The following is a 25,568-nucleotide window of genomic DNA, read 5'->3' on the forward strand; positions in this document are numbered from 1 at the left end:
CATGAGAAGTGAAACTAGATATAATAGCTCTTTTGGGAGGTTTTTTATGATTTGAAAATGAGTTATGGCGATTGTCGAAGCTGTCAAACGTATCCAGGGCTTAAGTCCGAGTACATTGAAAGCCTATGCTCTGCAGCTCAAGATGCTTCTAAAGAGAACTAGGAGATCTGGAAAATGAAAAATCGTATTTTCTAAGTTTTTGATCGAGGAAGATGTCATTCACTTGAAAATCTCTTGTCGGTTCCAGTCCCTGGAGGAAAGAGCACGGCAGGAGTTACTCTATAGTGCCGGCCTGCCGGGTTGGAGACTAAGCTGCGCGGGGAACGCCGTATTAGATACTATAGTTTTCTTGCCTTGATTACAAAAGTTACAGGAAGCATCTTAGCTTTTTTTGCAAAATCGCTGTTATCGCCCCGCGATGGCAACATTTCATCATCAGATTGCTCAATCATTTGCTCAATGACAAATCCCGCTTTGGAGAGCGCATTTACATAGGTTGATAGTTTGCGGTCCGATAATGTTAGCGTACTTTCGTCAAGAGACACCGAATACCAAGATTCATCGAAATAACATTTTTTGAATTGAAGCATATTATTTTCTGCAACAACACATTTGTGTATAGGGTGAGACCAACTGAAAATAAATACGCCGTCTTTTTTTAGGTACGAAGCAATTCGGCAAAAAGTACTCTCAAGGTCGGTTGTCCAGCCTATGGCATAAATCGAATAAACAAAGTCAAAATAATCCTCTGGTATGCCACATTTTTCTTCCATGGGGGAACAGACTAATTTTGCTGAGAGACCGCACGCCGTCAAAAGTTGACTTGTCTTTTCGATTTGGTTTTCCGAAATATCCATTCCCCATAGTTCAGATGCATTGCGTTCCCCTTGATATTTCAACGATTGACCGCTTCCACAGCCTATCTCCAGCATCTTTTTTCCTGAGACATCGCCAAAAAGCTGGCATTTTTCTTCAGAGACAAATGCACCATAGTAAGGAAGCGAGGTTGCTCCCAAGATTTCATTTCCTTTTGTGTCCCAAAAGATGCTGTTCGTTTGATGAATAGAATTCTTATCCATGTCGACCGTAATGGCTCTGCCAACCTCGCCGCCGCCTATAATGTTTGTTCTATAAACAGAACTCTTGTCCATGCCGACGCCCTCCCTAAAAATAAAAAATATAAGCCTGACGTAGATCCCGACTTGCCTGTTATCCCAGTAACACGTATCGAACACGATCACGCTGCCCAATTGATGCCAAAATAATGTACCATTTTTCTATGAACAAATCCACCTAAAATATTCCATGCGGCGTACGTTTGATCTCCCAGATAGACCGCCTCATCATATGACAATGGTAACGACCTGCGGCATGATATCATTCAAAAAAAGCTGGTGAAATTACTGGTTATGCGCATTGAAAAGACTGAATATAAATGTCGAGTTCAACTTGCTGTGTGGACTATTCATTAATGAAAGCGGGCAGATTAGTTGAAAATTAAAAATCTGTGTCAGGGCAAACGCTGTTGACAAACCAACTACTGCGTGTTACTTTGTAGTGGTAGTAAGTAATACTTCATACCAGTCATACAGAATAGCAAGGAGTGATTGTGCTGGAAAATCTAACGGAAATGCTCAAAGGGGCGCTTGAGGGCTGCGTCCTTGAAATTATAAGCCGCAAAGAAACCTACGGCTACGAAATTACGCGGCGGCTGAACGCCCTCGGCTTTACAGATGTTGTGGAGGGAACGGTGTACACCATCCTGATCCGGCTTGAAAAAAACAAGTTGGTGGAGATCACCAAGAAACCCTCCGACATGGGACCGCCGCGAAAGTTTTTCGCGATTAACGACGCGGGGCGCGAGGAGCTGCGGAGGTTCTGGGAAAAATGGGAGTTCGTATCATCAAAAATCAATGAGTTAAAGGAGAGAACAGAATGAATTTTTGGGAAAAAATCACCGGCAGCGACATGACGAAAGAAATGAAAGCTTTTGAATCGCGAGCCAAAAAGCTTCCGGCTGATTATCAAGCGGCATGGGGAAAAATTAATACCAATCTTTGGCCGCATTCAGATTTTTCCGGTCGTAACCTCATGCCAATTCTTGATGGTGTGCTTGGACTGCTCGAAGAAACGGCGGCGGACGGTCAGAGTGTCCAAGAGGTTTTGGGTGACGATATCAAAGGCTTCTGTTCAGCGCTGGCCGGCGAAGAAGGGGCAAAGTCTTTTCGCGACAAGTGGCGCGAGCAGCTCAACAATAATATCGCTAAAAAATTAGGTAAATAGAATGAACTAAAGTTTTGATTTGAAATCCCTGTCGCAACGGCTCCAAATGGCCTTAAAACATTAGTTTCTTAAGTTCATTCTATATAAATAGGAGGATAATATGAGAATACAAGATATCATCGAAGGCAAAAAAGAGTGGAGAGCGCACGTGGCGCGTGTCAAAGCGCTCCCGCAAGATTACCAGATTGTTTATAAAGAGATTCAAAAGTATCTCTTTAAGGTCGGCCCTGTTGAACTAACCGAAGGTACGGGTTTGCTATCGGGGATTATCGATCTTTTTGAAGAGGGCGCGGCCTTGGGGAAAGGCGTGCTCGAAGTGACGGGCAGTGACGTAGCGGCTTTCTGCGACGATCTAATCAAAGATTCAAAAACTTACACTGACATCTATCAAGAATCCGTTGACCAAAAAGTTTATAAGGCCATAAAAAAGGTTACGGATAAAACAAAGTAAAAGGGGGGTATCGGGATGGAAAAAGCAATTGAAGCCAAAGGTCTGCGAAAATCTTTCAAAGACACAGAAGTCCTAAAGGGCGTCGATTTTGAAGTGAAGCGAGGTGAGATTTTCGCCCTGCTTGGCTCCAACGGCGCGGGCAAGACGACGATTGTTAGAATCCTCACCACGCTGCTCAAACAGGGCGGAGGCACCGCCACCGTAAACGGCTTTGACGTCGCGTCAAAGCCGGACTATGTGCGGCAGTCGATTAGTTTGACCGGACAATTTGCCGCGGTTGACGAGATATTGACCGGGCGGGAAAATCTGATCATGATTGCCAAGCTGCGGCATCTGGATCATCCTCGTCAAGTTGCGGACGATTTGCTGAAACGTTTCGGCTTAACTGACGCGGCCGACCGTAAGCCATCTACTTATTCGGGTGGTATGCGCCGTAGGCTCGACATCGCATTGAGCCTTGTGGGCAAACCGCAGATCATTTTCCTCGACGAGCCAACCACAGGGCTTGACCCCGAGGCACGTATCGAGGTTTGGAAGATTGTAAAGGAACTTGCCGACGGCGGCGCGACGATATTCCTGACCACCCAGTATTTGGAGGAAGCCGAGCAGCTTGCCGACCGCATTGCCATTCTGCACGAGGGCAGGATTATCGCCAGCGGCACGCTCGCGGAACTGAAAAAGCTGTTCCCATCCGCAAAGGTGGAGTATGTTGAAAAACAGCCGACATTGGAGGAAATATTCCTCGCAATCATTGGTAAAAAGGAGGCCATGTAAATGGAGGCGGCAAAAAAACATTTTTTCAGCGACATGAGTGTTATGCTTGGACGTTCTATGCGCCATATTTTCCGCAGTATGGACACCATCTTCACGGTCTGTATCACTCCGATTGCAATGATGCTGCTGTTCGTCTATGTGTTTGGCGGCGCAATCGAAACCGGTACGGATAACTATGTGAACTACCTGTTGCCTGGTATATTGCTTATGGCTATTGCCAGCGGGGTGGCTTACGTGGCTTACCGCCTGTTCTTGGATAAGCAGCGGGGCATCATTGAGCGTTTTCACTCCATGCCGATTGCACGTTCCACTGTGCTGTGGGGGCATGTGCTGACCTCGGTGGTATCTAACGTCATTTCTGTTGTCGTCATCATACTCGTAGCGCTCATTATGGGCTTTCGCTCGTCTGCAGGGGTACTGTCTTGGCTAGCCGTAGCAGGAATACTTGTGCTGTTTACGCTGGCTTTGACTTGGATCGCGGCCATTGCCGGACTGTCCGCAAAAACGGTGGAGGGAGCAAGCGCCTTTTCCTATCCGTTAATCTTCCTGCCGTTTATCAGCTCGGCCTTTGTGCCGACCGATTCGATGCCGAAGCTAGTTCGTGCTTTTGCCGAAAACCAGCCGGTGACTTCAATCGTGGAAGCCATCCGTGCGCTGCTGTCAGGTCAGCCTGTAGGCAATGATATATGGATTGCGCTTACGTGGTGTGTCGGAATTATGCTCGTGGCTTATATCTTTGCAATGCGCGCGTACAAACGGAATTCAGCTTAATATTGCAAGCAATAAATTATGGGCAATCTATAAATTGAATAATTTCAACATTTACAGACGCGCCGTTATACAATCGAAAAACATCGGTAAAAAGGCTCACCCGCAATTTTGGAGTGAGCCCTTTTTTGTTGTTGAACCTGCGGTGGTAGGGTCTTCTTGGTATCTATTTTTCTTTAAAGTGCAGGGGGGACAGAAATCAATGTAATGCTTTGTTCGTCAGAAAAATCTTTCCCTACATTTATACCATCAGCATCGGCTTTAAACTTGATGTCATATCTTCCTGGAGAAGGGATAACCAGATTTACCAATTGAAAGGCTACGTCCCGAGCATAACCATTAATGTTAGAAATCGTTACGCTATGTCCATCGTTACTGATTTGATCAGCGGAGATTTTTTTCCATCCAGATTCGGCGACATAGATATCATCAGTATCAAAAATAAAATCCATAGAAGTTACAACAAGAACACCATTGTTAAATACTTCAGGTTGCCTGTGGTACCATTGCACCGAGTAAAATAGCTGTGGATAACATGATGATTGACTTCTTTTTGAATCCTTGTTTTTTACTCATTACTTTCTTTTCCCCCTAAAATGATTCTGTGTATTTCGACAAAAGATGACAATTGAATTATAAAATTCCATTCTGAACCGATTCTGAACATTGCCTTGAATTACAAGCAAAAAAGCTCACTTGCATTCAGCAGGGAGCCTCTTAATCTTTGTAATGGAATTACTATGTAAGGATTACAAGATATGAGAGATGATTAGAAAAAGATTCCTGTGAAAAAAAAGATGATGCCCATGACTAACGCTATTACTCCGCCTATCTTTGCAAGAACGATGTAATTATCGCTTGGTTCAGAATCACCGTCTATTTTCCAGCCTTCTTTTAAATACCAGGCAAAGTTAGGTTTTACGATATTTAATATGCCGATCACAATGAATAAAATTCCACTGAATATGAGCATTTCACTCATCTCCTTTTTAAATAAATACGCAGGAATTGGAAAACCGATGCAGCATAAATCTGATTTGGGATGGGGAGTTAACCCATTGATCTAAATTAAAGCGGAAATGAGCCGAATAATCATATGTAATCATCAGGTTCATAATGATTATTGTTACACCGAACATTTTATCAAATGTTTTAGTTTACCGGAACTGGGAAAAGGTATCTATAAAAGCATGTGTTGTATTTGCGATTCGGATGATTGTTTTTTTATTGCCAATCCGCCCTTACCTTCCCCTGAAATTTCCATAAGATATGATGTGTTCCAAAACAAAGGAGGGTGTAAACATGAGTGAAGTAGTTGGAGGAGTAGGCGCAGGATACGGTTTTGGTGGTGGAGGTATCGGAGCAATCCTGGTACTGTTCATTTTGCTGGTAATCATCTCCAAAGCATTTATTTTCTAATTTAAGTTATTGAAGATAGCCTCTGCCGGCTTTATGCCGGTAGGGGCTATTATGTTTTAGAGTATGAAAAAAAAAGAGCCGGCACACAAACTTAGTGGCCAGATCTGTTATTTTTGCATAACCGCTCGCTTTACCGTCCAGTAGGGAATGGTGATCGTTTGATTTTCGCTGGTGATCATCTTAAATGTACTGGAGTCATTTTCCTGGCAGATCCCCTGATAAAATTCACCGCTAACCAGATGAACAGTGGTATCTGACTGATTTTCAAAGGATTTCTGAATGTTATGGTTTGTCATACTGTATTTCTCCTTACATGTGCAATTCTGGAAAGTCAAATAGTTATTAAACCAAATCGCCTGGTTGTAAACATGAATTCGAAAAAAGGACACCATTTTTGTGAAATCATTTTCACCATACAAGACGATTGGTAAGAGACGACCTCATGAAAAAATCTCCATATCTGTGTTGCTTAAAGCATGTTACGATGCCGGAGGTACTAGACTACTTAAACATTCGGCTGTTACTTTTGTTCATCATTCTCGCTTGTTATTATTAAACGAGCTTCAAAGATATGGGTTGCGAACCAAGTTAACCTGGATGATAATTATTAAAAAATGGATCTGATTCCTATCTGTATCTTTATAGTAAGGAAAGAAGGGGTACGGAAGGAGCCGCATAGTCAGTGGAAACGGAAACCCTTCAAAAAAATCAGTTCGGTTAATTTCTAGTAGGAGCGTGTAGAATGAATTTAAAAGAAAAGTTGGAATTAATAAAAGAAAATGGCTACCAACCATCTCCCGATACATTCCAGTTGATACAAGAAATGATAAATAACATCGGATCTTTGGATGCCGTGCTGCGTGATGAGCTCATTTATACAACATTGTCACATTGGATTCCCGGTAATTCTCTAACTGCAAACGAATTGGAACAACTTCTGCCAGTTGTTTTGGATAAAGACCATTTGCTTTGTAAGCTTGGTGAAACGAATACAGACTCCGTCTTCACTCGATCTTTCTCTATGCTAGTCATACCGCTTCTCTTGATGAGACATAGAGAATCACCATTTCTGTCAAGAGAGGAAATTCACCTGATCAAAGAGAACGTATTTTACAATGTACAAAATGAGAGGGATTACCGTGGGTATGACGAGGAAAAAGGCTGGGCTCATGCCATCGCCCATGCAGCAGATGCTTTAGACGATTTGGCTCAATGTTCCGAACTGGATAAAGAAGACCTCTTAATCATACTCGATTTGGTTTACGAAAAGATGACCATAACAGATCGAATTTACTCCGATGGGGAAGATGAGAGAATGGCAACGTCCATAATCAGCGTTCTAAATAGAAAAATACTTAGTCAGACTTATGTAGAGCAATGGATTCAAAGTTTTGGTGATGTGGAGAAAGATTCAGAATTTCTTCCTGCCTTTAAGCAAAAAAATAATATAAAGAACTTTTTGAAAAGTTTATACTTTCGAGTTAAATTTTACAAAGATGATGCCGATCTCTGCCCAACGATTGAGCATACATTATATAAAGTAGAAAAAGTATACTATTCTTAATTATGAGGAAATTGAGGGGAAAGCCCAATGCAGAAATTCAAGTTAGGAGGAACTAAACCATGAAGGATAGCGGTGGGAAGGTTCAGGAATTAGAAGAGCGTATTGCTGCATTGGAAAACCACATTAGAAAATCGGAAAAAAGGTCGAAGGGCAGCCGTCTTATTGGATATATTTTCGGCGGGGCCATTGTGCTGTTGATTTTACTCTTCGCTATACAGTTTGTAGGCTGAAAAATTTCAGATCGAAAGAATCAGCTAATTTATGATTTAAAATTACATATAACAGCGAATTGATCTCCCTTATTAGGGGGATTTTTTTATGACATGCTGTGGAATCTATAGAAATCAAACCTAAAACCTGAATTTCACACCTCCCTATTATCGGCATTTCCCTGCATAATGAGTTCATACCAAATAAAAAGGGGATTAAACGATGGCGAAGATGTCGAAATTGTTAAGCCTGGTGATGACGGGCACACTGGCGCTCAGCCTTACAGCATGCGGCGGTGGCAGCAAGACCGATGAAGGAAGCACTTCTTCCAATGCTTCGGGAACATCCAGTAATACCACGGAAACGGTGAAGGAAAAGAACGTTACGATTACCTTCCAAAATATCTACCCGGATCCAACCGATCCGAAGAACAAGCTGATGAACAAGCTGGTGAAGCAGTACGAAACAGATCATCCGAATATCAAAATCGAGCTGGATTCACTGAACACGGACCAGCAAAAGCTGAAGCTCAAGACGCAAGCAGCTTCTAAAGAAGTTCCGGATATTACAGTGGTGAACCCGGCCGCTCAAATGCAGCCTTTCGTTGATGCGAAGCTCCTTGCACCGCTAAATGATATGCTCGACCAAAACGGATTGAAAGACACATTCCAGGATGGGCTTTTAGACTGGTACAGCTTCGATGGTAATACATACGCCCTGCCTGACGGCAATAACATCGGCGTAGTGTACTATAACAAAGAGCTGTTTGATAAAGCTGGCGTGAAAGTGCCAACGACGTTCGAGGAAATGCTGGATGTCGTGAAAACTTTGAAGTCCCAAAAGATTCAACCGATGGCAATCGGTGAAAAGGACAGCTGGACCGGTTCGTTCCTGTTCATGAACATGCTGCTCCGCACAAACAACGGTCCTGGATTCCTGAAGGATGTTGTGGATAAAAAGAAAACGTTTGATGATCCTGCCTTCAAAGAAGCTGTAGATGCATTCGAAAACCTGGTACAAGCCGGAGCCTTCCAAGACGGGGCAACCTCCTTTGACTACAATGCTGGCGAGAACCTGTTCAAGACAGGTAAAGCAGCGATGTACTACATGGGAACTTGGGCAACAGGCGGAATTGAAACTTCTTCTGTAAACGGTAAGGTTGGTGTATTCAAATTCCCTACCATTAATGGCAAGGGGAATCCGGATGAATTTATGCTCGCACCTGGATCCGCATTTGCGATTTCGGCAGACAGCAAGCACCTGGATGAAACCAAAGCATTCCTGAACTGGTTCATGATTAACTTCCCGAAAGAAGCGTTTGAAGCCAAAGGAGCAGTCGGTATCGGACAGAAAGTTGACGGCGACTTTAAAGCAGCCGGATATTCTGATATGGCCATGGATGTTCTGGGACTTTTCAAAGACGTGAAGGGTGGAGACCTGGCATTCGATAACACGATGAACCCGGGCACAGCACAAGTCCACTTGACCAGCATCCAGAATCTTTTCGCACAGAAAAAGGATGCAGCTGAAGTTGCGAAGGAACATCAAGCCGCATTCGAGGCAAACAACAAATAAGCATGACCGTGGAGAAGGGAACGCGTGCGGAATAACAGCATGACGTTCCCTTCAATTCCATGATGAACCAGCCAGAGAAGGAGGGGGTTAGTTGTGAACGTGCTGAAGGTCTCCCGCCTGACGATTGCCGCGTTTGTACTGCCTTGCTTAATCATTTATGTAGGAATCGTATTTGTACCGATTATCGTATCCATGTACAGTGGTTTGCTGGATTGGAACGGCATAGGAGAGTCCAAGTTTATCGGGCTAGAGAATTTTAGAAATCTGTTTTTTCATGATCCTGTTTTTTGGCCTTCTGTACGCAGGACGCTGATGTTTGCGGTCTTTTCCATGGCAGAGATTCCGGTAGCGCTGCTCGTGGCGATTTTGCTGAAAAGATATGTCCGCCGGCCAAACTTTCTGGTTTCAAGCTATTTTCTACCGGTTATTCTATCGGTTGTTGTCGTTGGACAGCTGTGGAAAACCATTTACAATCCTGCGTCCATGGGCGGCATGCTGAATCAGGTGCTGACTGCGGTCGGGTTGGAATCTTGGACTCACTCATGGTTGACTGAACCTTCGGTTGCCATGTATTCACTGTACTTCGTGGCATTGTGGCAGTATCTGGGTTACCACACGCTAATACAGTACACGGGCATTCTGAATGTGCCGGAGGAAATTTACGAGGCAGCAAGAATCGATGGTGCCGAAGGTTTTACTGCGGACCGATATATCACGTTTCCGAATATCATTCCTATTTTCAAAATATCGATCGTGCTTGCGTTTATCGGATCGCTTCAAGCTTTCGACATGGTTATGGTAATGACAGGCGGAGGTCCGGCACATGCCACGGACGTGATTTCGACGCATATGTACAATATGTCCTTCCTGTCCATGAAATATGGATACGGCAGTTCGATTGCAGCCTTCCTGGTCATACTCTGCCTAGCAGCTACGTTCCTGATCAATCTGATATTTAACAAACTGGAGAAACGATTCTCGTAAAGGAGGAAAATCGCCATGAATACAAGCTCTGTCGTATCACTTAATCAGCAGACGGCAACAACCAGACGCGGACGGTTTTCTATTGCGAAGACAATCGTGATTCTGTTCTTGTCACTGCTCGTCGTGACTCAGGTTTATCCGCTGCTGTGGCTGGTTCTATATTCACTGAAAACCAATGAAGAAATTTTATCAGGCAGCTTTTTTGCTCTGCCGCATTCCTTCCAATGGAGTAATTACAGCGCCGCGCTCGAAGGAAATTACGTTCGGTATCTCTTGAACAGTCTTTTCGTTACTTCAGTGACTATGGCTACGGTTATTTTGCTGAGCTCCCTATGTGCGTTTGCGATCAGCCGCTTCCGCTGGAAGTATGGTCAAGTTGTCATGCTGCTGTTTCTCGTCGGTATGATGATTCCAATGCAGGCCACGCTGCTGCCGCTGATGATTATTTTTAAGAACATCCATGTGTTGAACACGCATTTGTCGCTGATCTTGCCTTATGTCGCGTTTGCGATGCCGATCGCAGTATTTATCTTAAGCGGGTTTATGAAATCCATTCCGCATGAGATTGAAGAGTCGGCAGTCATCGACGGCGCGAACGTCGGACGGATTTTCTGGAGCATTATCCTGCCTGTGTCCGTTCCACCGGTGATGACGGTATGCATTCTGACTTTCATTAACATTTGGAATGAATACATTCTGGCAGCAACGTTTATCTCTTCAGAAAAGCTCAAGACCCTGCCTTTCGGAGTGAACAGTTTTGTCAGCCAGTACTCCGTTAATTACGGTGCGATTGGTGCTTATCTTGTACTCGGTGCACTCCCGGTCATCATTATTTACTTCCTGCTCGCGGACAAGATTACGCAGGGCATGGTAGCTGGTGCAGTAAAAGGCTAGGCTTTTAAAAAAAAGATAGTACGAGACAAGCGGAGAGTATGCTAAAATTGACACGAAATGTCGATTTGCCGAAAGGAGAACGTATCGTTTGTGAGACGCTTCCGATCCATACACAACCGCTTGTTCCTGCTATTTTTGGGATGCATGACCGGTATTTTGATCCTCATGAGTGTTTTGTACTATAATCGAACACTCGCCATCATCCATTCCAAAGTCAGTGATATAGCCGAGAAAAATATTTCTCAAACCGCGGGACTGTTCAACCTGATGCTTCAGGGTTACAACAGCCTATCGAAGTCACTCAACAGTAATTATGAACTGACACGTTTGCTGCAGGAAACGGCCTCTAATCCTGCGGTTGGGGTCATAAATGAACGAACCATTACCAATATTATTGGAGCAGCCTACTATTCGCGGAGCGAAGTGGTAGGCATTCATATTTTATCGAAGGATGGCAAGGTGTACAGCTATGAAAGGCAGTTTGCAGGTGTTATTGACAATAACTATGCCCAGACCGACTGGTATAAAAAGCTGGGGGAGTCTTCCGGCAACATGGTGTGGCTGGGATTATACCCCGGATCACCCATCAATACGATGCAGCAGCAGGATAAGGTGTTCGTCTTCGGACGGAAACTATATGATTTAACCAACCATAAGGAGATCGGAATACTCGTCATCGAAACCAATCCATCTCCGATCATGGAAGCGCTCTCTAACGTGAGCATCAGTCCGGGCACACGGGTCTACATCCTGGGCGAGGATCAAAAGGTTATTGCATCATCCGGGCAAAAAGGAGCCAAACGACCGCAGCTTGATCAGCTGCCAAAACCTTCGGAGGACGAAAATATTGTCGTCGACAGCACCTCGAATCAATTGATTGTAGCTGCCAACACCTCTTTAGCTGGATGGACCATCTATGGTCTAACGCCTAAAAAAGATATTAGGGCGGAAGTCTATCAGACGACGAAATATCTCATTATCGTGGTGTTGATGCTCATCATATTGTCTACAGTGCTTGCATCCATCGTTTCGCGCAATATTGCTTCACCGCTGAAGCTGCTGATCCGGGAGATGAAGAAGGTAGAGATGGGGAATTTCAGCGGTTCGGTCAACGTGAATTCTTTTGATGAGATTAATAGTCTTGTTTCGTCCTTTAACCGGATGGTGCACCGGATGGATGAACTGATCGAGACGATCAAGATTTCGACGGTCAGTGAAAAGAATGCACAGCTGCAGGCGCTGCAATCCCAGGTGAATCCGCATTTTCTGTATAACACCCTGGATATGATCTATTGGATGCTGGATGAGCAAGAAAATGAGCAGCTGAGCCGGGTTGTGCTTTCGTTATCGCAAATGTTCAGATACAGCAGCAATTGGGAGGAAGCATCAAGGACGACATTAAGGCGTGAGCTGGAGCAAATCCGTCATTATCTGACCATCATTGAGATGAGGCTCGGTGGAAGACTCCGGACGGAGATTGCAGCGGATGAAGCTTGGATGGATGTTGTGCTGCCTAAAATGACCATTCAGCCGATTATTGAAAATGCTGTTAAATACGGTCTGGAGCCGCAGGGCAGCCTCGGATATCTGAGAGTGACTACGGAAGCACATGAAAACAAGCTGCATATCAGGATCGAAGATAACGGCGCTGGCATGGATGAGCAGACACTGGAGAGGGTCAGAGAGACGCTCACGCACAGACAAACAGGAATATCAAACGAGGAAAAGTCCGGACCAAGACGCGGTATAGGGCTCCGGAATGTCCATGATCGCCTCGTTATGATGTTCGGTGAAGCCTACGGCCTGCAGATCGAAAGTACACTTAAACAAGGCACGATGGTTGAAATCACCATTCCTATACCACCAAAGGGGGAGAACGAAGATGAACATATTGATCGTGGATGATGAGAATGTAATCCGGGAAGGGATCAAACGGACGATCCGGAAAGCTTTTCCTGAGCATGATGTACAGTTGGCAGCTAATCCGGATGAAGCGGTCATGATTCTTAGAAGCGGTCATATCGATGTTGTGCTGACAGATATTCTGATGCCGGGCATGACTGGACTTGAATTCATGAAACTGTCGAGAAGCAGCCATCCACATATCAAATGGGTCATTATCTCCGCCTATTCGGAATTTGCTTATGCTAAGGAAGCGGTGAGGCTCGGAGCCAAGGATTATTTGCTAAAGCCTATTGGCAAGGATTTACTGGTTTCCATGATTGCGCAGCTTGTTGAGGAAGTAGAACGGGAAGCTGAACTGGAACAAGAGGCCAAGATGCTTCGAAGTAATCTTAAATTTTTGCGGGAAGCTGTATTTCAGCGATGGGCAATGGGGCTGGACATCGGGAATATGGATATTGCCCCTTTCGTGGAGCGGCATCCGCAGTTTCAATTGGCTCTAATCAAAATGGAAAGTGACAATGCGGTTCATCTGGAGCATTACATTGTAGAAAATGTGCTCACCGAGCTGATTGAAAAATATGGTGAAGGGTTCGTCACCAGTTTGGACGGCAAAAGTCTGCTTGGTCTGATCACCGTTGATGCGAAATATGGGATAAAGATTTTAACGGATGAACTGCGGATGCACCTGAAAAAATATGTGAAGGTTCCATTTCAAATTCAGTTATCGGATGTGATCAGTGATTTTAACAGTATCCCCGCGACGATTCAGAAAATGGGGCGCGATTCAGGCACACTGGAATTTGATTACTACGCACCCGGTGGCAACAGGGCGATGGAAGTTGCTGTGCAATATATCCGGGCGAATTATAATACCGATGTGACCCTTGAAAAGGTGGCTTCAGTCGTATTTTTGAATCCGGCCTATTTCAGTCAGGTGTTCAAACAAAAAACGGGCAGCGGATTCAAGGAATATGTAACAGGCCTTCGAATGGAAAAGGCGATCCATCTTCTGGAGCATACCCAGCTTAAGCTGGTTGATATTGCAGAAAAAATCGGTTACCAGGATGTAAAGCACTTCACACAGGTATTCCGCAAGCGCATGAATGTTACACCGACAGAATACCGGCAGCGTATGGCGTCGGAATCCAGCATGAGCCGAGCATGCCATTAGAAACAGCAAAACAAATCGGATGTGTGTCTATTTATTAAAGCTCTGTCATTTCAATGTGACAGGGCTTTTTTGCATGCATTAAAACAGTGAAGATGTGATTATAATGCCGCTTATTGATAAATAGGAACAAATGTTCTATAATTGATTTATGAGGTACATCGAGCGTGATAGAATGGAGGCATTTCAATTTGAAAAAGGATATTCGGAATATCGCCGAACGGATGAGGGAGAGCAATATACCCGGACTAAGCATCGCTTTTATCAGCGAGGGGAAGCTGAGCCATCATGAATGTTGGGGAGAGGTGGAAGCGGGAAGCGGGGATCCTATTCAATCTAATACGCTGTTTAATGCTTGCTCCATCAGTAAATTTGCTGCGAGTATACTCGCGCTTCAATTGGTTGAGGAGGGGCTTCTAAGTCTGGATGAAGATGTGGGCAACTTCCTGATTTCATGGAATATCCCCGAACATCCAAGTTTTAATTCACGAACGGTTACTCTTCGCAGACTCCTCTGCCATCAGGCGGGGTTCGCTGACCCCCAAGGAGGCTTTGGTCAGTATATTCACGAATACGGTTCTCCGGACATGGCTAAGCTGCTTCGAGGTATGACTTACTACTGCCAAAAGCCGATTGAATTGATGGCAGAGCCGGGCAGTCAATTTATTTACTCGGATACGGGTTTTTGCATTATCCAGCTGATGATCGAGGATGTGACTGGGGAGTCCTTTGATAAGCTTCTTCAAGAAAAGTTATTTGAACCGTTACATATGAACAACAGTATCATTGTTACATCCCAGTCGGAGATCCGGATGGGTTCAGCGGTTGGACATAATAAGCATGGAGTACGTCTGAAGGAATCTCATCCCATATACCCGTATCCGGCAGCAGCCGGGCTGTGGACAACGCCTGCGGATCTGGCCTTGTTAGTTGAGGAATTCCTTTCTTCACTTCAGGGAAATAGCAGGCTTGGCATCTCTGCTGAAACAGCTGACGAAATGATCAAACCCCAAGGCTGTTTCAAGTGGACGGGTCTTGGTGTATTTCTGGAATCCCCTGATGGTGAGCTCGAAGTTTCGTCTCTTGGCTGGGGAGCAGGATATCAGTGTATGCTGATTACGTATCCGAAGATAGGCAGAGGAGCGGTCTTGATGATGAACGCAGATCCGGGAGTGCATCAGACCCAAAGTCTGCTTGGACATCTAGCAAGTTTGTGGCAGCAAGGGCAGTTAATTTGAGAGTAATAAAAAGCCCTTGTTCTCTTCGAAAGAACAAGGGCTTGTACATATGAACGGCATAAATTACTTCATTAATGAATATCCCGGAACAACCCGACAACCTTGCCAAGGATCGTCACATGATTCAGCCTTAGCGGCGTATAGGACGGATTCTCTGGCTGTAGACGAATGTGATCCTTCTCTTTATAGAAAGTCTTGACTGTAGCTTCATCCTCGTCGGTCATCGCAACAACAATGTCTCCGTTATCTGCGGTCTGCTGCTGACGCACAATGACATAGTCGCCATTATGGATGCCTGCCTCGATCATACTATCTCCCATTACTGAAAGCATGAATACTTTCTCATCCCCGACAAAATGCTGGGGAAGAGGGAAATAATCCTCAATATTCTCTGTTGCGGTAATAGGTACACCGGCTGTAACCTTACCAACCACAGGAACTCTTGCAATCGTATGTGTGAACAGGTTACTGCTCTCGGACTCTTCCTGACCCAGAATCTCAATGGCGCGAGGTTTCGTAGGGTCTCTACGGATTAAGCCCTTCTTCTCAAGTCTGTCCAGATGACCATGAACAGTTGAGCTCGAAGCCAGTCCTACGGCTTCACCGATCTCACGAACGGAAGGCGGATAACCCTTGGCCCGGACTTCATTTCTGATAAATTCCAATATCGCTTGCTGCCGGCTAGATATCTTCGACATTCCCCATCAACCCCATTAGTAACGTTTGGTAAAATTATAACATAGAACTACCGTTCGTACAAACACAAGTTCTAAAATCAGGAATTCAAAATTTGATGCCATCTCTCCGAATCTAAAATATGGATGAGCGAAAGGATTTCAGTCTAAATACTGCAGTTTCAGGGCCGCTATTCGGACACGAGCGATACTCAAATAAATAGGAACAATAGTTCTGGGAACAATCGTTCGAAAAAAGTATTGAACAAAACATGTGTTCGTGTTATATTGGTTTTATACAAGAACAAATGTTTGGAGGAATCTTATTATGTTAAGACACACTACATATCAGAGTATTTATAATAATGACTTTATTGAAACTGCAAGCAGCGGTATAAAGACTACGGAACGTTTTCAAGCAATACAAGCCATGTTCTCACGCCGCCTGCTATTCAAGCTTTTGTTGGCTGCTGTAATTATTATCGCTGGTTGTACGGGCATGGTAAGAGTATTTGCTGGTTCTCCCCAGGATGAGATTCCGATGGAGCAGGTGGTTGTTTCCCAGGGAGACACGCTTTGGGGAATCGCTGTGGAATACAAACCGAAGGACATGGATACACGCGCTTTTATTCGTATTATTAAGGAAACGAACCATTTAAAGACCAGTGGAATTGAAGCCGGAGACGTTCTATCTCTTCCTTTATATTAATAGTTTTTATACCAGAAGAGCTTGGAAAGGTTCATACCTTGACAAGCTCTTTTTCTCATGGCAAAGTTAGGTATGAATTGAATAATGGAGGAGTAGTGTATGGATATCGACAGCTTAGTTGAGCGGATTAACGAGCTTGCCCGTAAGCAGAAGGAAACGGGTCTGACAAAGGAAGAAACAGAGGAACGTGCTAAACTGCGCGAACAATACCTCCAGAACGTCCGCCGCAATTTTAAATCCCAATTGGAATCCATCGAATGGGTCGAGGACCAGCAGGACGGTAAGCGCAAGTAAAATACATGACAAGATGGTTAAGGGGGAACAACTATGTCCCGTTCCTGGGAAAGAATGGTTCAGAAAAACACATCTCATTTAAACAAGCAGCGCAAGAAGGATGGAAAACCTTCAATCTATGCTTCGAAAGGATCTGCAACAGCGGATATTTTCAGAGGCCGGAATTTCGTTCTTCCGGTAACATTAGTTGCACTGGCCGCTATATATGTGCTTCTGGGAATGGCTAGTCAGCAGCAGGCGATGAGCACTTCATTAACTTGGATTGTGGTCGGACTGTATATTTTACTTGCGGTGGTTATTTTTCTGCGGAGACCTTTTCTCAAGGTGGATAAAAATTCGATCTCTACAATTAAATTCAACAGGGATCGCCGTCTCACGGCTGACCAAATCGCTAGCATTAAAGTTGGTTCCGGTTCTGTAGTTATTGAACTTAAGGGTGCAAAGGGCAAGAAAGGTAAAGTAAGTAAAGGCGGCAACTGGGTCTTCACCCGATTGATTAATCGTTATGATACTGCAGCCATGGGTGAACGCTTGGAGCGTTTCGCTAATACTTTTGATATTCCATTTGAAAAATAATAGATAAACATGGGAGAGGGATGGATGAAGATGGGGACAACCGCTGTATTTTTTGATTTGGACGATACGCTGCTCTGGGATGAGCGGAGCGTGGAGGAATCTTTTCGGGCGACCTGCGACACAGCTGCTGCGAAAACGGGGATTGATTCGCAAGCGCTGGAAACGGCTGTCCGCAAAGAGGCCAGAGCTTTGTATGAAACTTACGATACCTACGCTTTTACTGCCATGATCGGAATCAATCCTTTTGAAGCACTATGGGGTAAATTTACAGCGGGTGAACAGCCTGAATTCCGCCGGATGGAACAGATCGTCCCTGGTTATCAAAAAGAAGCATGGCAGCGCGGACTCCGTGCAATGGGTGTGGAGGATGAGCAGTTGGCTCAGCAGCTGGCAGAACAGTTTGGAGCAGAAAGACGTGCTCGTCCGCATGTGTATGAAGAAACCTTTCAGGTGCTTGATGAGCTAAAAGGACGTTATAAACTCCTGCTTTTGACGAATGGATGTCCAGGACTGCAGCAGGAGAAGCTGGATGGTGTACCTGCACTGGCTCCCTATTTTGATGAAATCGTTATTTCGGGCAGTTTTGGCAAAGGCAAGCCGGATCCAAGCATTTTTGAACATGCCCTTTCCCGTTTAAACATCAAGCCTGAGGAAGCCGTGATGGTAGGCGACAAGCTTTCCACGGATATGAAGGGCGGACTTGCCGCTGGATTAAACACGGTTTGGATCAACCGCAACGGGAAGCCCTACCACTCTAATATACAGCCGGATCATGTGATTAAGCATTTGTCAGAGCTTCATGGTATTTTGGAAACTTTATAATGCTGTGCTGTAAGCTTTAATTAAAAAGTCTGCTTTGGTGATGCATGATTTGCTGCGCCGAAACAGACTTTTTTGGTATTAAGAGAAGCTTATCTCAATGACATGCTTTATGAGTGATATTTGTCACCAAATTGTGAACAGGCTTGCGTTTTGAAAGAGTTAAAAGTATGTATAATAAATAAGGCGCGGTATAACCAAGCGTACATAATAATGGAAATTGATTTAAGGAGTGACAAATATGAAGAACAGAATATGGTTAACGGGAGTTATTTTACTTGTTATTCTGGCGTTGGCAGGCTGCGGCAGCAAGAGTGAGCATGACGGGATGAATATGGATGAAGGCATGATGGAGCCGCTGACTGTCGATCTAAGCTGGACACCGGAACAGGTTAAAGTAGGGCAAAAGGTATCCATTGAAGTAAATGTGGCACAAAAGAATAAAAAGGTCGATAAAGCGGATGAAGTGATGATTGAAATTACAAAAGAGGGAGACAGCAGCAACCATGAAAAGGTGCCGGCTGAAAATGCAGGAGAAGGAAAGTATGTTCTAGAGAAGACATTTGATAGTGATGGAACCTACAGCATTACCTCTCATGTAACCTATGGCCCACAGCATACGATGCCTACCAAAAAGCTGACGGTTAGCAAGTAATCGCAGTCTTTAATATGGACTAAAAAAAGAACCTGACTTTTCACAAAGTGCAGGTTCTTTTTTTGTGAAATAAATGAAATTAACAATTTATACAATTAATCAATTATGCTTTTTGGAAGCTGGGATCTTCCACAGGATAAGCAACCCAGCCATTCTTTTCAATGAAGAGACGGACGGCAATAATTTTACGGTTATCCATCAATGTAAAGAAGTGGTTGGTGTTCTCGGGTACAGAAATAACGTCACCCGCCTCGAGCTCCACATTAAAGTATCCCAGATCATCACTGCCCTTAATGACAAAAATCCCTTTACCACCGACAATTGCTCGGATCTCATCTTCCGTATGGGTATGAACCTCTTCGAATTTGTTAAGCAAATCCTCAAGGTTTGGAGTCGAATCCGACAAAGTAATAACATCCCAAATTTGATAACCGCGGCGTGCGGCCAAGTCGCGGATTTCTTCATCATATGTGCTCAAAATTTCATTTTTTTGGTCATCATTTAATTGAAAGTTAGTTTGAAGCTCGATAGGAAGCTTAGAAGCATCCCATTTTTCATATAGTACATTCTGATTGTTTAAGAATTCACGAACATTATCGTCACCAGAGATTCTTTCGTTCGTATTACGGATCACGATTTCAGCCATTAGCTTACCCCTCTTTTCCACTTGGTTTAATTCATATTATAACGAAGCAGTCTTTCTTTGTCGATGGCATCTTCCTTCTTAGCATAAGGGATGACTGCGTTTTCTGACACTTTTCTAATAGAAAGGATTCTGTTAAACTAAGAGCTAACGTTTTGCAGGGGGGAAATTACATGGACAGACCTGGCTTGCAGGAAATAATGAAAGAACGAATATTAATACTTGATGGTGCCATGGGTACCATGATACAGCAGGTCGAGCTCGGTCCCGAGGATTTTGGAGGAGAAGAACTCGAAGGCTGTAATGAAATGCTGGTTCTAACACGTCCGGATGTCATTGAAGAGATTCATGAACAGTATCTGGAAGCGGGAGCCGATTTGATTGAAACCAATACTTTCGGTGCTACTTCCGTTGTACTTGCGGAATATGATATACCTGAAAAAGCTAGAGAAATTAACCTGAAGTCTGCCGAAATTGCCCGCCGGGCCGCTGATAAATTCAGCACGCCGGACAAGCCAAGATATGTTATCGGAGCGATGGGACCCACAACGAAGACACTTTCCGTTACCGGAGGCGTAACCTTTGAAGAACTGATAATCAGTTATGAAGAGCAAGCTTTTGCTTTAATTGAAGGCCGCGTCGATGCGCTGCTATTGGAGACGAGCCAGGATACACTGAACGTAAAAGCGGGAAGTATCGGGATCCGCCGGGCATTTGATAACAGTGGTGTCACCTTGCCAGTCATGATATCCGGTACGATTGAACCGATGGGTACAACGCTCGCCGGGCAGAATATTGAAGCATTTTATATTTCGCTCGAGCATTTGAGTCCGGTCTCCGTTGGTTTGAACTGCGCAACGGGACCCGAATTTATGCGGGATCATATCCGCTCCTTGTCAGCCATGGCAAAAACGGCAGTCAGCTGCTATCCGAATGCCGGACTTCCGGATGAAAACGGGAATTATCATGAATCTCCGGAGTCGCTTGCACGTAAAATGGAAGACTTTGCGAAGCAGGGCTGGTTGAATATTGCCGGAGGATGTTGTGGTACGACCCCGGATCATATCCGAGCGTTGTCTGATACGATGAGTCAATATCGCCCGCGGCCAATGGAAGGCACCCATTCACCCGCGATTTCAGGAATTGATCCGGTCTATATTGAATCCGATAACCGGCCTTATATGGTGGGTGAACGGACCAATGTACTCGGTTCGCGGAAATTTAAACGCCTTATTGTTGAAGGCAAATATGAAGAAGCCTCGGAAATAGCCCGTGCACAGGTGAAGAATGGCGCTCATGTCATCGATGTTTGCGTACAAGATCCTGACCGTGATGAAACGGAAGATATGAAACTGTTCCTGGAGCTGGTCGCTAAAAAGGTCAAAGTGCCGCTCATGATCGATACCACAGACGCGGACGTGATTGATCTTGCATTGCAATACTCGCAAGGGAAGTCGATCATTAACTCCATTAATCTTGAAGATGGTGAAGAAAAATTCGAACGGGTGACCCCGTTAATCCATAAATACGGAGCAGCTGTCGTTGTCGGCACCATTGATGAGACCGGGCAAGCGATTCATCGGGACGATAAGCTGAAAGTAGCTTTGCGCTCCCATGACCTTCTCGTGAACAAATACAAACTGCAAGCGGAAGATCTGATTTTTGATACACTGGTGTTTCCGGTGGGTACCGGGGATGAACAGTATATCGGATCTGCAAAGGAAACCATAGAAGGAATCCGACTCATTAAAGAAGCTTTGCCAGAATGTCAGACTATTCTCGGTATCAGCAACGTATCCTTCGGTTTGCCTGAAGCGGGACGTGAGGTATTGAATTCTGTATTCTTGTATGAATGTACGAAGGCAGGTCTCGATTACGCTATCGTCAATACGGAAAAGCTGGAGCGTTATGCCTCGATTTCGGAGGGGGATCGCAAGCTTGCAGAGGCATTGATTTATGATACAAATGATGTGACGCTTGCTGCTTTTGTAGCCGCGTTCCGGAACAAAAAGGTGGAGAAGAAGGAAAAGCTATCTAATCTGACCTTGGAGGAGCGTTTGGCAACTTATGTAGTGGAAGGAACTAAGGAGGGGCTGCTTCCCGACTTGAAAGCTGCGCTGCAAAAATATGGAGCTTTGGAAATTATCAATGGTCCGCTGATGGCCGGAATGTCCGAGGTTGGACGGCTGTTTAACAATAACGAGCTGATTGTGGCCGAGGTACTTCAGAGCGCAGAGGTCATGAAGGCTTCCGTGTCGTATCTGGAACAGTTCATGGAAAAAAATGAGTCTTCAGTTAAAGGCAAAATGCTTTTGGCAACCGTTAAAGGTGATGTGCATGATATCGGGAAAAATCTGGTGGAGATCATCCTTTCCAATAATGGTTATCAGATCGTCAATCTGGGTATAAAAGTACCACCGGAAACTATTATTGAAGCCTACCGCAAAGAGAAGGCCGACATGATCGGTTTATCTGGACTTCTGGTTAAGTCTGCGCAGCAGATGGTCGTTACTGCGCAGGATTTGAAAAACGCGGGTGTAGACGTACCCATTATGGTAGGTGGGGCCGCCTTAACTCGTAAATTTACGAAGACCCGAATCCGTCCGGAATACCAAGGCATGGTTGTATATGCAAAGGATGCTATGGATGGACTTGATATTGCCAATAAATTGATGGATCCTGTGCAGCGTGAGATGATGCAGACGGAAATGCAGGCAGAGCTTGAAGCAATGGCTGCGGAAGTGGAAAAGCCAAGAGCGATGCCGGAGCCGACAAGGGCCGCGAAGTCCAGCGTGTCGACTGATGTGCCCGTATTTAGCCCACCGGATATGGAGCGTCATATCATCCGGAATTACCCGATTACACATATCATTCCTTATATGAATATGCAGATGCTTCTGGGGCATCATCTCGGTCTTAAGGGACAGGTAGAGCAGCTTCTTGCCGAAGGCAATAAGAAGGCGGTGGAACTCAAAGCCACGGTTGACAGCCTGCTGGATCAGGCTGCCAAGGAAGGAATCATTCAAGCTCATGCAATGTACCGATTCTTCCCGGCACAATCCCGGGGGAATGATGTCGTGATTTATGATCCTGAGGATACATCCAAGGTGCTTCACACCTTCAGCTTCCCGCGTCAAAATGTGCCTCCATTTCTTTGTTTGGCGGACTTCTTGAAGTCTGTCGACAGCGGACAGATGGATTACGTTGGATTTTTGGTTGTGACAGCAGGTGAGGGGATCTCCAAGCTCTCTTCCGAATGGAAAGATAAAGGGGATTATCTCCGTTCACATGCGCTTCAATCGGTTGCACTCGAAACAGCCGAAGCCCTTGCTGAGCGTGTGCATCACATCATCCGGGATAGCTGGGGCATTCCGGATCCTGCGGATATGACCATGAAGCAGCGTCATGGAGCACGGTATCAAGGGATCCGCGTTTCATTCGGTTATCCGGCTTGTCCGGATCTTGAGGACCAGGAGCCGCTGTTTAATCTGATGCATCCTGAGGACATCGGTGTTCTGCTCACGGAAGGCTTCATGATGGAGCCGGAAGCATCGGTATCGGCCATGGTGTTCGCGCATCCGGAAGCTAGGTACTTTAATGTGGATAAGGTAAAATGATACCTGTTGTACCGGTTCATTTATAGGTTAAATGGGAACGATGCTGCTTGCTAACGACGGAGCAGCCGTTTCTTCTTGCTGACATACATAGAAAGAAGGTTGCTAGTTATGGAACTTGAATTTTTGGGGACCAATGCGGGAGTACCCTCACTTCAGCGGAATGTGACGTCGATGGCTCTGCGAATGTTTGAAGAGCGGCGAACGTTTTGGTTATTCGACTGTGGGGAAGCGACGCAGCATCAGATTCTGCGATCTTCATTAAAGCTCAGCAAACTGGAAAAGGTATTTATCACACATTTGCATGGGGATCACATTTTTGGATTACCCGGGTTATTGTCCAGCCGTGCTTATCAAGGAGGTACAACCAAACTAACGGTTTACGGTCCTCCTGGATTAAAACAGTTTGTTGATGTCAGTTTGACTTTGAGTCAGTCAAGAATCGAATACGAACTTGAGGTCATTGAACATACTGGCGGATTGGTGTATGAGGATCAGGAAATAAGGGTTGAATCGCTGCTGCTGGATCACCGTGTGGATAGTTATGGCTACCGCATTGCTGAGAAAGACAAGGCTGGTAGTCTTGATCTTAAGCGGCTTGCCGAGTACGGGCTTAAACCCGGACCCGCATATGGCCGGCTGAAAAGAGGAGAAAGCATCGATCTGGGAGATGGCCAGCTGTTGAAGCCAGAAGATGTTTTGGGTTCACCCAAAAAGGGGAGAGTCGTAACCATTCTGGGTGATACACGGCCCTGCGATAATGTTTTGACGCTTGCCCGAGATGCGAATCTATTGGTCCATGAAGCCACATTTATGCATGATCTGAAAGAATCGGCTTATAATTATCATCATTGTACGTCGATTCAGGCGGCAGAAGCCGCTCTGAAGGCTGGAGCCAAAGAACTGATCCTTACCCATTTCAGCTCGCGATATAAAGATCTCGAGCATCTTCAGCCGCTGCTTGCGGAAGCTAAAACCATTTTTCCAAATACAAAGCTTGCTGAAGAGCTAGTATTGTTTCCCGTTCAGAGACATGCTTAAAGATCAGGATAGAGAACGAGAAATCATGAGTTGAAAAAGCTCCCTATGGAGCTTTTTTCTATATTGGAGTAAGCTTTAAACGTGATTCCATACGGCCTCCAGCGGCTGAAGGATATCGCATGGGAATGGATTATTTTCCGGGAAAGCGCAGGAAATGACACAAGGTATCAACTCCAGACTTTTTCAGGCTTAGGAAGCGGATATCTTTGACGAACTGCGGTGAAAAAGAGTCTAAAGCGTCGTGGGAATAGAAAGAGTTGCTTCAATGAGTTGCGGCTTTTCTTCATTTTTCTTAGAATAGAACTTGCGTAATCATTTGAAACGGGATTGTTTTCTGTTTCCATATAGGAAATACTGAGCATAGAACGGGAAATGCTGAACAGAAAATAGTCCGTAACATACTCTGAATACAGGTATATTGTCTATCTGTCTGAGGAATCGGAAAGAGGCACAGCGATGACACAATACAAAGAAACAAAAGGTCTGTTGATTGACCTTGACGGAACTCTCTATCATGGGAAAAATCGTATTCCCGGAGCGGATACGCTGATCCAAACGTTAAAGAAACACAATATTCCTTATATGTTCGTGACGAACAATTCATCCAGAACAGCTGAGGGCGTTGCTGCCCATTTGAATGAAATGGGGATTCAAGCTTTGCCGGAAGAAGTATGTACATCTTCACTTGCTGCGGCGAAATATATTGCTGAAGAATCTCCAGGAGCTGCTGTGGCTATGCTAGGAGAAGAAGGACTTCGTCTCGCGCTGATGGATGCGGGATTACATATCGTTGACGATAATCCGCAATTCGTTGTGCAGGGAATTGACCGTTCATTTACATACGAGACACTGGCCAATGCGGTTCGGTGGATCCGTGAAGGGGCTGTGTATGTGTTGACGAACCCGGACCTGCTTCTTCCGTCGGATCATGGCTTGGTACCTGGAGCGGGTGCTCTGGCTGCATCTATACAGGCTGCATCCGGGGTTGAGCCCGTGATAATCGGTAAGCCTGCCGGCCATCTGATGACTTTTGCTACGGATCGATTAGGCATATCACCTGCAGAAGCAACGGTTGTTGGTGATAATATGCGCACAGATATTGCCGCCGGAGCGGCTGCGGGTTGTCAGACAATCCTCGTTTTGACCGGACTAACCACGGAGGAGAATTTGGCCGAGCAAATCCAGAATGCTGGACTTGAAGCGGACATTATTTGTAAAGATTTGTACGAATTAAAGGAAATCGTATGTCCGTCCTCAAAGAACATTTAAATATATTGAAGCCATCATTGCTATATACGAAAGGATTGATG

General features: G+C 45.0%; 28 protein-coding genes. 22 read left to right on the forward strand and 6 right to left on the reverse strand.

The window, feature by feature from the left end; all coding sequences use genetic code 11:
- Window positions 1-338: 338 nt before the first annotated feature.
- Window positions 339-1,151, reverse strand: a complete 813-nt coding sequence (locus tag KJS65_RS04955) for a class I SAM-dependent methyltransferase (RefSeq protein WP_213648830.1) — start codon at window positions 1,149-1,151, stop codon at window positions 339-341.
- 479 nt (window positions 1,152-1,630) lie between these two features.
- Here KJS65_RS04955 and KJS65_RS04960 point away from each other — a divergent pair, with 479 nt between their 5' ends.
- From KJS65_RS04960 to KJS65_RS04980, 5 genes are all read left to right on the forward strand, one after another.
- On the forward strand, window positions 1,631-1,939 hold the full coding sequence (locus KJS65_RS04960) for a PadR family transcriptional regulator (protein ID WP_280531323.1): 309 nt from the start codon (window positions 1,631-1,633) through the stop codon (window positions 1,937-1,939).
- Window positions 1,936-2,283: a DUF1048 domain-containing protein gene (locus KJS65_RS04965; protein ID WP_213648831.1), complete on the forward strand. Its 348-nt coding sequence runs from the start codon at window positions 1,936-1,938 to the stop codon at window positions 2,281-2,283. Before KJS65_RS04960 ends, KJS65_RS04965 begins: the two co-directional genes overlap by 4 nt.
- Window positions 2,284-2,383: 100 nt before the next feature.
- Entirely contained in the window at window positions 2,384-2,734 is a 351-nt protein-coding gene (locus KJS65_RS04970; protein WP_213648832.1) for a DUF1048 domain-containing protein, read from the forward strand.
- A gap of 15 nt (window positions 2,735-2,749) precedes the next feature.
- Window positions 2,750-3,508 (forward strand): ABC transporter ATP-binding protein, encoded by a 759-nt coding sequence (locus KJS65_RS04975; protein ID WP_213648833.1) that lies wholly within the window; start codon window positions 2,750-2,752, stop codon window positions 3,506-3,508.
- The gene (locus KJS65_RS04980; RefSeq protein WP_213648834.1) at window positions 3,509-4,279 is read left to right on the forward strand and encodes an ABC transporter permease; all 771 of its coding nucleotides are present in this window, start codon (window positions 3,509-3,511) and stop codon (window positions 4,277-4,279) included.
- A gap of 173 nt (window positions 4,280-4,452) precedes the next feature.
- Here KJS65_RS04980 and KJS65_RS04985 read toward each other — a convergent pair whose 3' ends face one another.
- On the reverse strand, window positions 4,453-4,728 hold the full coding sequence (locus tag KJS65_RS04985) for a hypothetical protein (RefSeq protein ID WP_213648835.1): 276 nt from the start codon (window positions 4,726-4,728) through the stop codon (window positions 4,453-4,455).
- A 317-nt stretch (window positions 4,729-5,045) separates the two neighbouring features.
- A complete protein-coding gene (locus KJS65_RS04990; protein ID WP_213648836.1) occupies window positions 5,046-5,249 on the reverse strand; it encodes a DUF6199 family natural product biosynthesis protein in 204 nt (67 codons plus the stop codon).
- A 329-nt stretch (window positions 5,250-5,578) separates the two neighbouring features.
- On the opposite strand from KJS65_RS04990, the gene KJS65_RS04995 reads away from it, so the two are divergent.
- The gene (locus KJS65_RS04995) at window positions 5,579-5,695 is read left to right on the forward strand and encodes a dihydroorotate dehydrogenase (protein ID WP_136605964.1); all 117 of its coding nucleotides are present in this window, start codon (window positions 5,579-5,581) and stop codon (window positions 5,693-5,695) included.
- Between the two features lie 107 nt (window positions 5,696-5,802).
- Here the strand turns inward: KJS65_RS04995 and KJS65_RS05000 are convergent, their stop codons facing one another.
- Window positions 5,803-5,991 carry a hypothetical protein gene (locus KJS65_RS05000; protein ID WP_213648837.1) on the reverse strand — a complete coding sequence of 63 codons (189 nt, stop codon included), beginning with the start codon at window positions 5,989-5,991 and terminating at the stop codon, window positions 5,803-5,805.
- Window positions 5,992-6,437: 446 nt separating this feature from the next.
- On the opposite strand from KJS65_RS05000, the gene KJS65_RS05005 reads away from it, so the two are divergent.
- From KJS65_RS05005 to KJS65_RS05040, 8 genes are all read left to right on the forward strand, one after another.
- Window positions 6,438-7,259, forward strand: coding sequence for a DUF2785 domain-containing protein (locus KJS65_RS05005; RefSeq protein WP_213648838.1), 822 nt, complete (start codon window positions 6,438-6,440; stop codon window positions 7,257-7,259).
- A 59-nt stretch (window positions 7,260-7,318) separates the two neighbouring features.
- A complete protein-coding gene (locus tag KJS65_RS05010; RefSeq protein WP_213648839.1) occupies window positions 7,319-7,489 on the forward strand; it encodes a hypothetical protein in 171 nt (56 codons plus the stop codon).
- Window positions 7,490-7,691: 202 nt separating this feature from the next.
- Window positions 7,692-9,044, forward strand: coding sequence for an extracellular solute-binding protein (locus tag KJS65_RS05015; protein WP_213648840.1), 1,353 nt, complete (start codon window positions 7,692-7,694; stop codon window positions 9,042-9,044).
- Between the two features lie 93 nt (window positions 9,045-9,137).
- Window positions 9,138-10,028: a carbohydrate ABC transporter permease gene (locus KJS65_RS05020; protein WP_213648841.1), complete on the forward strand. Its 891-nt coding sequence runs from the start codon at window positions 9,138-9,140 to the stop codon at window positions 10,026-10,028.
- Window positions 10,029-10,043: 15 nt separating this feature from the next.
- Entirely contained in the window at window positions 10,044-10,922 is an 879-nt protein-coding gene (locus tag KJS65_RS05025) for a carbohydrate ABC transporter permease (RefSeq protein WP_213648842.1), read from the forward strand.
- A 90-nt stretch (window positions 10,923-11,012) separates the two neighbouring features.
- Window positions 11,013-12,827, forward strand: coding sequence for a sensor histidine kinase (locus tag KJS65_RS05030; RefSeq protein ID WP_306432955.1), 1,815 nt, complete (start codon window positions 11,013-11,015; stop codon window positions 12,825-12,827).
- Entirely contained in the window at window positions 12,805-13,998 is a 1,194-nt protein-coding gene (locus KJS65_RS05035; protein ID WP_213648844.1) for a response regulator transcription factor, read from the forward strand. The genes KJS65_RS05030 and KJS65_RS05035 overlap by 23 nt, the downstream gene beginning before the upstream one ends.
- 188 nt (window positions 13,999-14,186) lie before the next feature.
- Window positions 14,187-15,233, forward strand: a complete 1,047-nt coding sequence (locus KJS65_RS05040) for a serine hydrolase domain-containing protein (protein WP_244864382.1) — start codon at window positions 14,187-14,189, stop codon at window positions 15,231-15,233.
- 71 nt (window positions 15,234-15,304) lie between these two features.
- Here KJS65_RS05040 and lexA read toward each other — a convergent pair whose 3' ends face one another.
- On the reverse strand, window positions 15,305-15,931 hold the full coding sequence (gene lexA / locus KJS65_RS05045) for a transcriptional repressor LexA (protein WP_136605957.1): 627 nt from the start codon (window positions 15,929-15,931) through the stop codon (window positions 15,305-15,307).
- A gap of 304 nt (window positions 15,932-16,235) precedes the next feature.
- Here lexA and yneA point away from each other — a divergent pair, with 304 nt between their 5' ends.
- The 5 genes from yneA (at window position 16,236) to KJS65_RS05070 (ending at window position 18,960) form a co-directional block, all read left to right on the forward strand.
- Window positions 16,236-16,616, forward strand: a complete 381-nt coding sequence (gene yneA / locus KJS65_RS05050) for a cell division suppressor protein YneA (RefSeq protein ID WP_213648845.1) — start codon at window positions 16,236-16,238, stop codon at window positions 16,614-16,616.
- 99 nt (window positions 16,617-16,715) lie between these two features.
- Window positions 16,716-16,910, forward strand: coding sequence for a DUF896 domain-containing protein (locus KJS65_RS05055; protein ID WP_136605955.1), 195 nt, complete (start codon window positions 16,716-16,718; stop codon window positions 16,908-16,910).
- A 33-nt stretch (window positions 16,911-16,943) separates the two neighbouring features.
- Window positions 16,944-17,486 (forward strand): hypothetical protein, encoded by a 543-nt coding sequence (locus KJS65_RS05060; RefSeq protein ID WP_213648846.1) that lies wholly within the window; start codon window positions 16,944-16,946, stop codon window positions 17,484-17,486.
- A 30-nt stretch (window positions 17,487-17,516) separates the two neighbouring features.
- Entirely contained in the window at window positions 17,517-18,308 is a 792-nt protein-coding gene (locus tag KJS65_RS05065) for an HAD family hydrolase (RefSeq protein WP_213650644.1), read from the forward strand.
- Window positions 18,309-18,546: 238 nt separating this feature from the next.
- A complete protein-coding gene (locus KJS65_RS05070; protein ID WP_213648847.1) occupies window positions 18,547-18,960 on the forward strand; it encodes a FixH family protein in 414 nt (137 codons plus the stop codon).
- A 103-nt stretch (window positions 18,961-19,063) separates the two neighbouring features.
- Here KJS65_RS05070 and KJS65_RS05075 read toward each other — a convergent pair whose 3' ends face one another.
- Window positions 19,064-19,606, reverse strand: coding sequence for a 1,2-dihydroxy-3-keto-5-methylthiopentene dioxygenase (locus KJS65_RS05075; protein WP_213648848.1), 543 nt, complete (start codon window positions 19,604-19,606; stop codon window positions 19,064-19,066).
- 170 nt (window positions 19,607-19,776) lie between these two features.
- On the opposite strand from KJS65_RS05075, the gene metH reads away from it, so the two are divergent.
- The 3 genes from metH to KJS65_RS05090 all read left to right on the forward strand — a co-directional run bounded on the left by metH (window position 19,777) and on the right by KJS65_RS05090 (window position 25,527).
- Window positions 19,777-23,220 carry a methionine synthase gene (gene metH, locus KJS65_RS05080; RefSeq protein WP_213648849.1) on the forward strand — a complete coding sequence of 1,148 codons (3,444 nt, stop codon included), beginning with the start codon at window positions 19,777-19,779 and terminating at the stop codon, window positions 23,218-23,220.
- A 108-nt stretch (window positions 23,221-23,328) separates the two neighbouring features.
- Window positions 23,329-24,258 carry a ribonuclease Z gene (gene rnz, locus KJS65_RS05085; RefSeq protein ID WP_213648850.1) on the forward strand — a complete coding sequence of 310 codons (930 nt, stop codon included), beginning with the start codon at window positions 23,329-23,331 and terminating at the stop codon, window positions 24,256-24,258.
- 456 nt (window positions 24,259-24,714) lie between these two features.
- A complete protein-coding gene (locus KJS65_RS05090) occupies window positions 24,715-25,527 on the forward strand; it encodes a TIGR01457 family HAD-type hydrolase (protein ID WP_213648851.1) in 813 nt (270 codons plus the stop codon).
- The last annotated feature ends 41 nt before the right edge of the window (window positions 25,528-25,568 follow it).

This window comes from Paenibacillus sp. J23TS9 (genome assembly GCF_018403225.1).
In the GTDB taxonomy this organism is placed as follows: Bacteria; Bacillota; Bacilli; order Paenibacillales; family Paenibacillaceae; genus Paenibacillus_AQ.

What these genes read in the sequence shown, in the direction of transcription:
- KJS65_RS05025 (WP_213648842.1), top strand. Translation starts at nt 10,044, where the DNA reads ATGAATACAAGCTCTGTCGTATCACTTAATCAGCAGACGGCAACAACC.
- KJS65_RS05060 (WP_213648846.1), top strand. Translation starts at nt 16,944, where the DNA reads ATGTCCCGTTCCTGGGAAAGAATGGTTCAGAAAAACACATCTCATTTA.
- KJS65_RS05070 (WP_213648847.1), top strand. Translation starts at nt 18,547, where the DNA reads ATGAAGAACAGAATATGGTTAACGGGAGTTATTTTACTTGTTATTCTG.
- KJS65_RS04960 (WP_280531323.1), top strand. Translation starts at nt 1,631, where the DNA reads ATGCTCAAAGGGGCGCTTGAGGGCTGCGTCCTTGAAATTATAAGCCGC.
- KJS65_RS04990 (WP_213648836.1), bottom strand. Translation starts at nt 5,249, where the DNA reads ATGCTCATATTCAGTGGAATTTTATTCATTGTGATCGGCATATTAAAT.
- KJS65_RS04995 (WP_136605964.1), top strand. Translation starts at nt 5,579, where the DNA reads ATGAGTGAAGTAGTTGGAGGAGTAGGCGCAGGATACGGTTTTGGTGGT.
- KJS65_RS05065 (WP_213650644.1), top strand. Translation starts at nt 17,517, where the DNA reads ATGGGGACAACCGCTGTATTTTTTGATTTGGACGATACGCTGCTCTGG.
- KJS65_RS05015 (WP_213648840.1), top strand. Translation starts at nt 7,692, where the DNA reads ATGGCGAAGATGTCGAAATTGTTAAGCCTGGTGATGACGGGCACACTG.
- KJS65_RS05010 (WP_213648839.1), top strand. Translation starts at nt 7,319, where the DNA reads ATGAAGGATAGCGGTGGGAAGGTTCAGGAATTAGAAGAGCGTATTGCT.
- KJS65_RS05055 (WP_136605955.1), top strand. Translation starts at nt 16,716, where the DNA reads ATGGATATCGACAGCTTAGTTGAGCGGATTAACGAGCTTGCCCGTAAG.
- lexA (WP_136605957.1), bottom strand. Translation starts at nt 15,931, where the DNA reads ATGTCGAAGATATCTAGCCGGCAGCAAGCGATATTGGAATTTATCAGA.
- KJS65_RS05035 (WP_213648844.1), top strand. Translation starts at nt 12,805, where the DNA reads ATGAACATATTGATCGTGGATGATGAGAATGTAATCCGGGAAGGGATC.
- metH (WP_213648849.1), top strand. Translation starts at nt 19,777, where the DNA reads ATGGACAGACCTGGCTTGCAGGAAATAATGAAAGAACGAATATTAATA.
- KJS65_RS05090 (WP_213648851.1), top strand. Translation starts at nt 24,715, where the DNA reads ATGACACAATACAAAGAAACAAAAGGTCTGTTGATTGACCTTGACGGA.
- KJS65_RS04955 (WP_213648830.1), bottom strand. Translation starts at nt 1,151, where the DNA reads ATGGACAAGAGTTCTGTTTATAGAACAAACATTATAGGCGGCGGCGAG.
- KJS65_RS04970 (WP_213648832.1), top strand. Translation starts at nt 2,384, where the DNA reads ATGAGAATACAAGATATCATCGAAGGCAAAAAAGAGTGGAGAGCGCAC.
- KJS65_RS05000 (WP_213648837.1), bottom strand. Translation starts at nt 5,991, where the DNA reads ATGACAAACCATAACATTCAGAAATCCTTTGAAAATCAGTCAGATACC.
- KJS65_RS04975 (WP_213648833.1), top strand. Translation starts at nt 2,750, where the DNA reads ATGGAAAAAGCAATTGAAGCCAAAGGTCTGCGAAAATCTTTCAAAGAC.
- KJS65_RS05075 (WP_213648848.1), bottom strand. Translation starts at nt 19,606, where the DNA reads ATGGCTGAAATCGTGATCCGTAATACGAACGAAAGAATCTCTGGTGAC.
- rnz (WP_213648850.1), top strand. Translation starts at nt 23,329, where the DNA reads ATGGAACTTGAATTTTTGGGGACCAATGCGGGAGTACCCTCACTTCAG.
- yneA (WP_213648845.1), top strand. Translation starts at nt 16,236, where the DNA reads ATGTTAAGACACACTACATATCAGAGTATTTATAATAATGACTTTATT.
- KJS65_RS04965 (WP_213648831.1), top strand. Translation starts at nt 1,936, where the DNA reads ATGAATTTTTGGGAAAAAATCACCGGCAGCGACATGACGAAAGAAATG.
- KJS65_RS04985 (WP_213648835.1), bottom strand. Translation starts at nt 4,728, where the DNA reads ATGGATTTTATTTTTGATACTGATGATATCTATGTCGCCGAATCTGGA.
- KJS65_RS05005 (WP_213648838.1), top strand. Translation starts at nt 6,438, where the DNA reads ATGAATTTAAAAGAAAAGTTGGAATTAATAAAAGAAAATGGCTACCAA.
- KJS65_RS04980 (WP_213648834.1), top strand. Translation starts at nt 3,509, where the DNA reads ATGGAGGCGGCAAAAAAACATTTTTTCAGCGACATGAGTGTTATGCTT.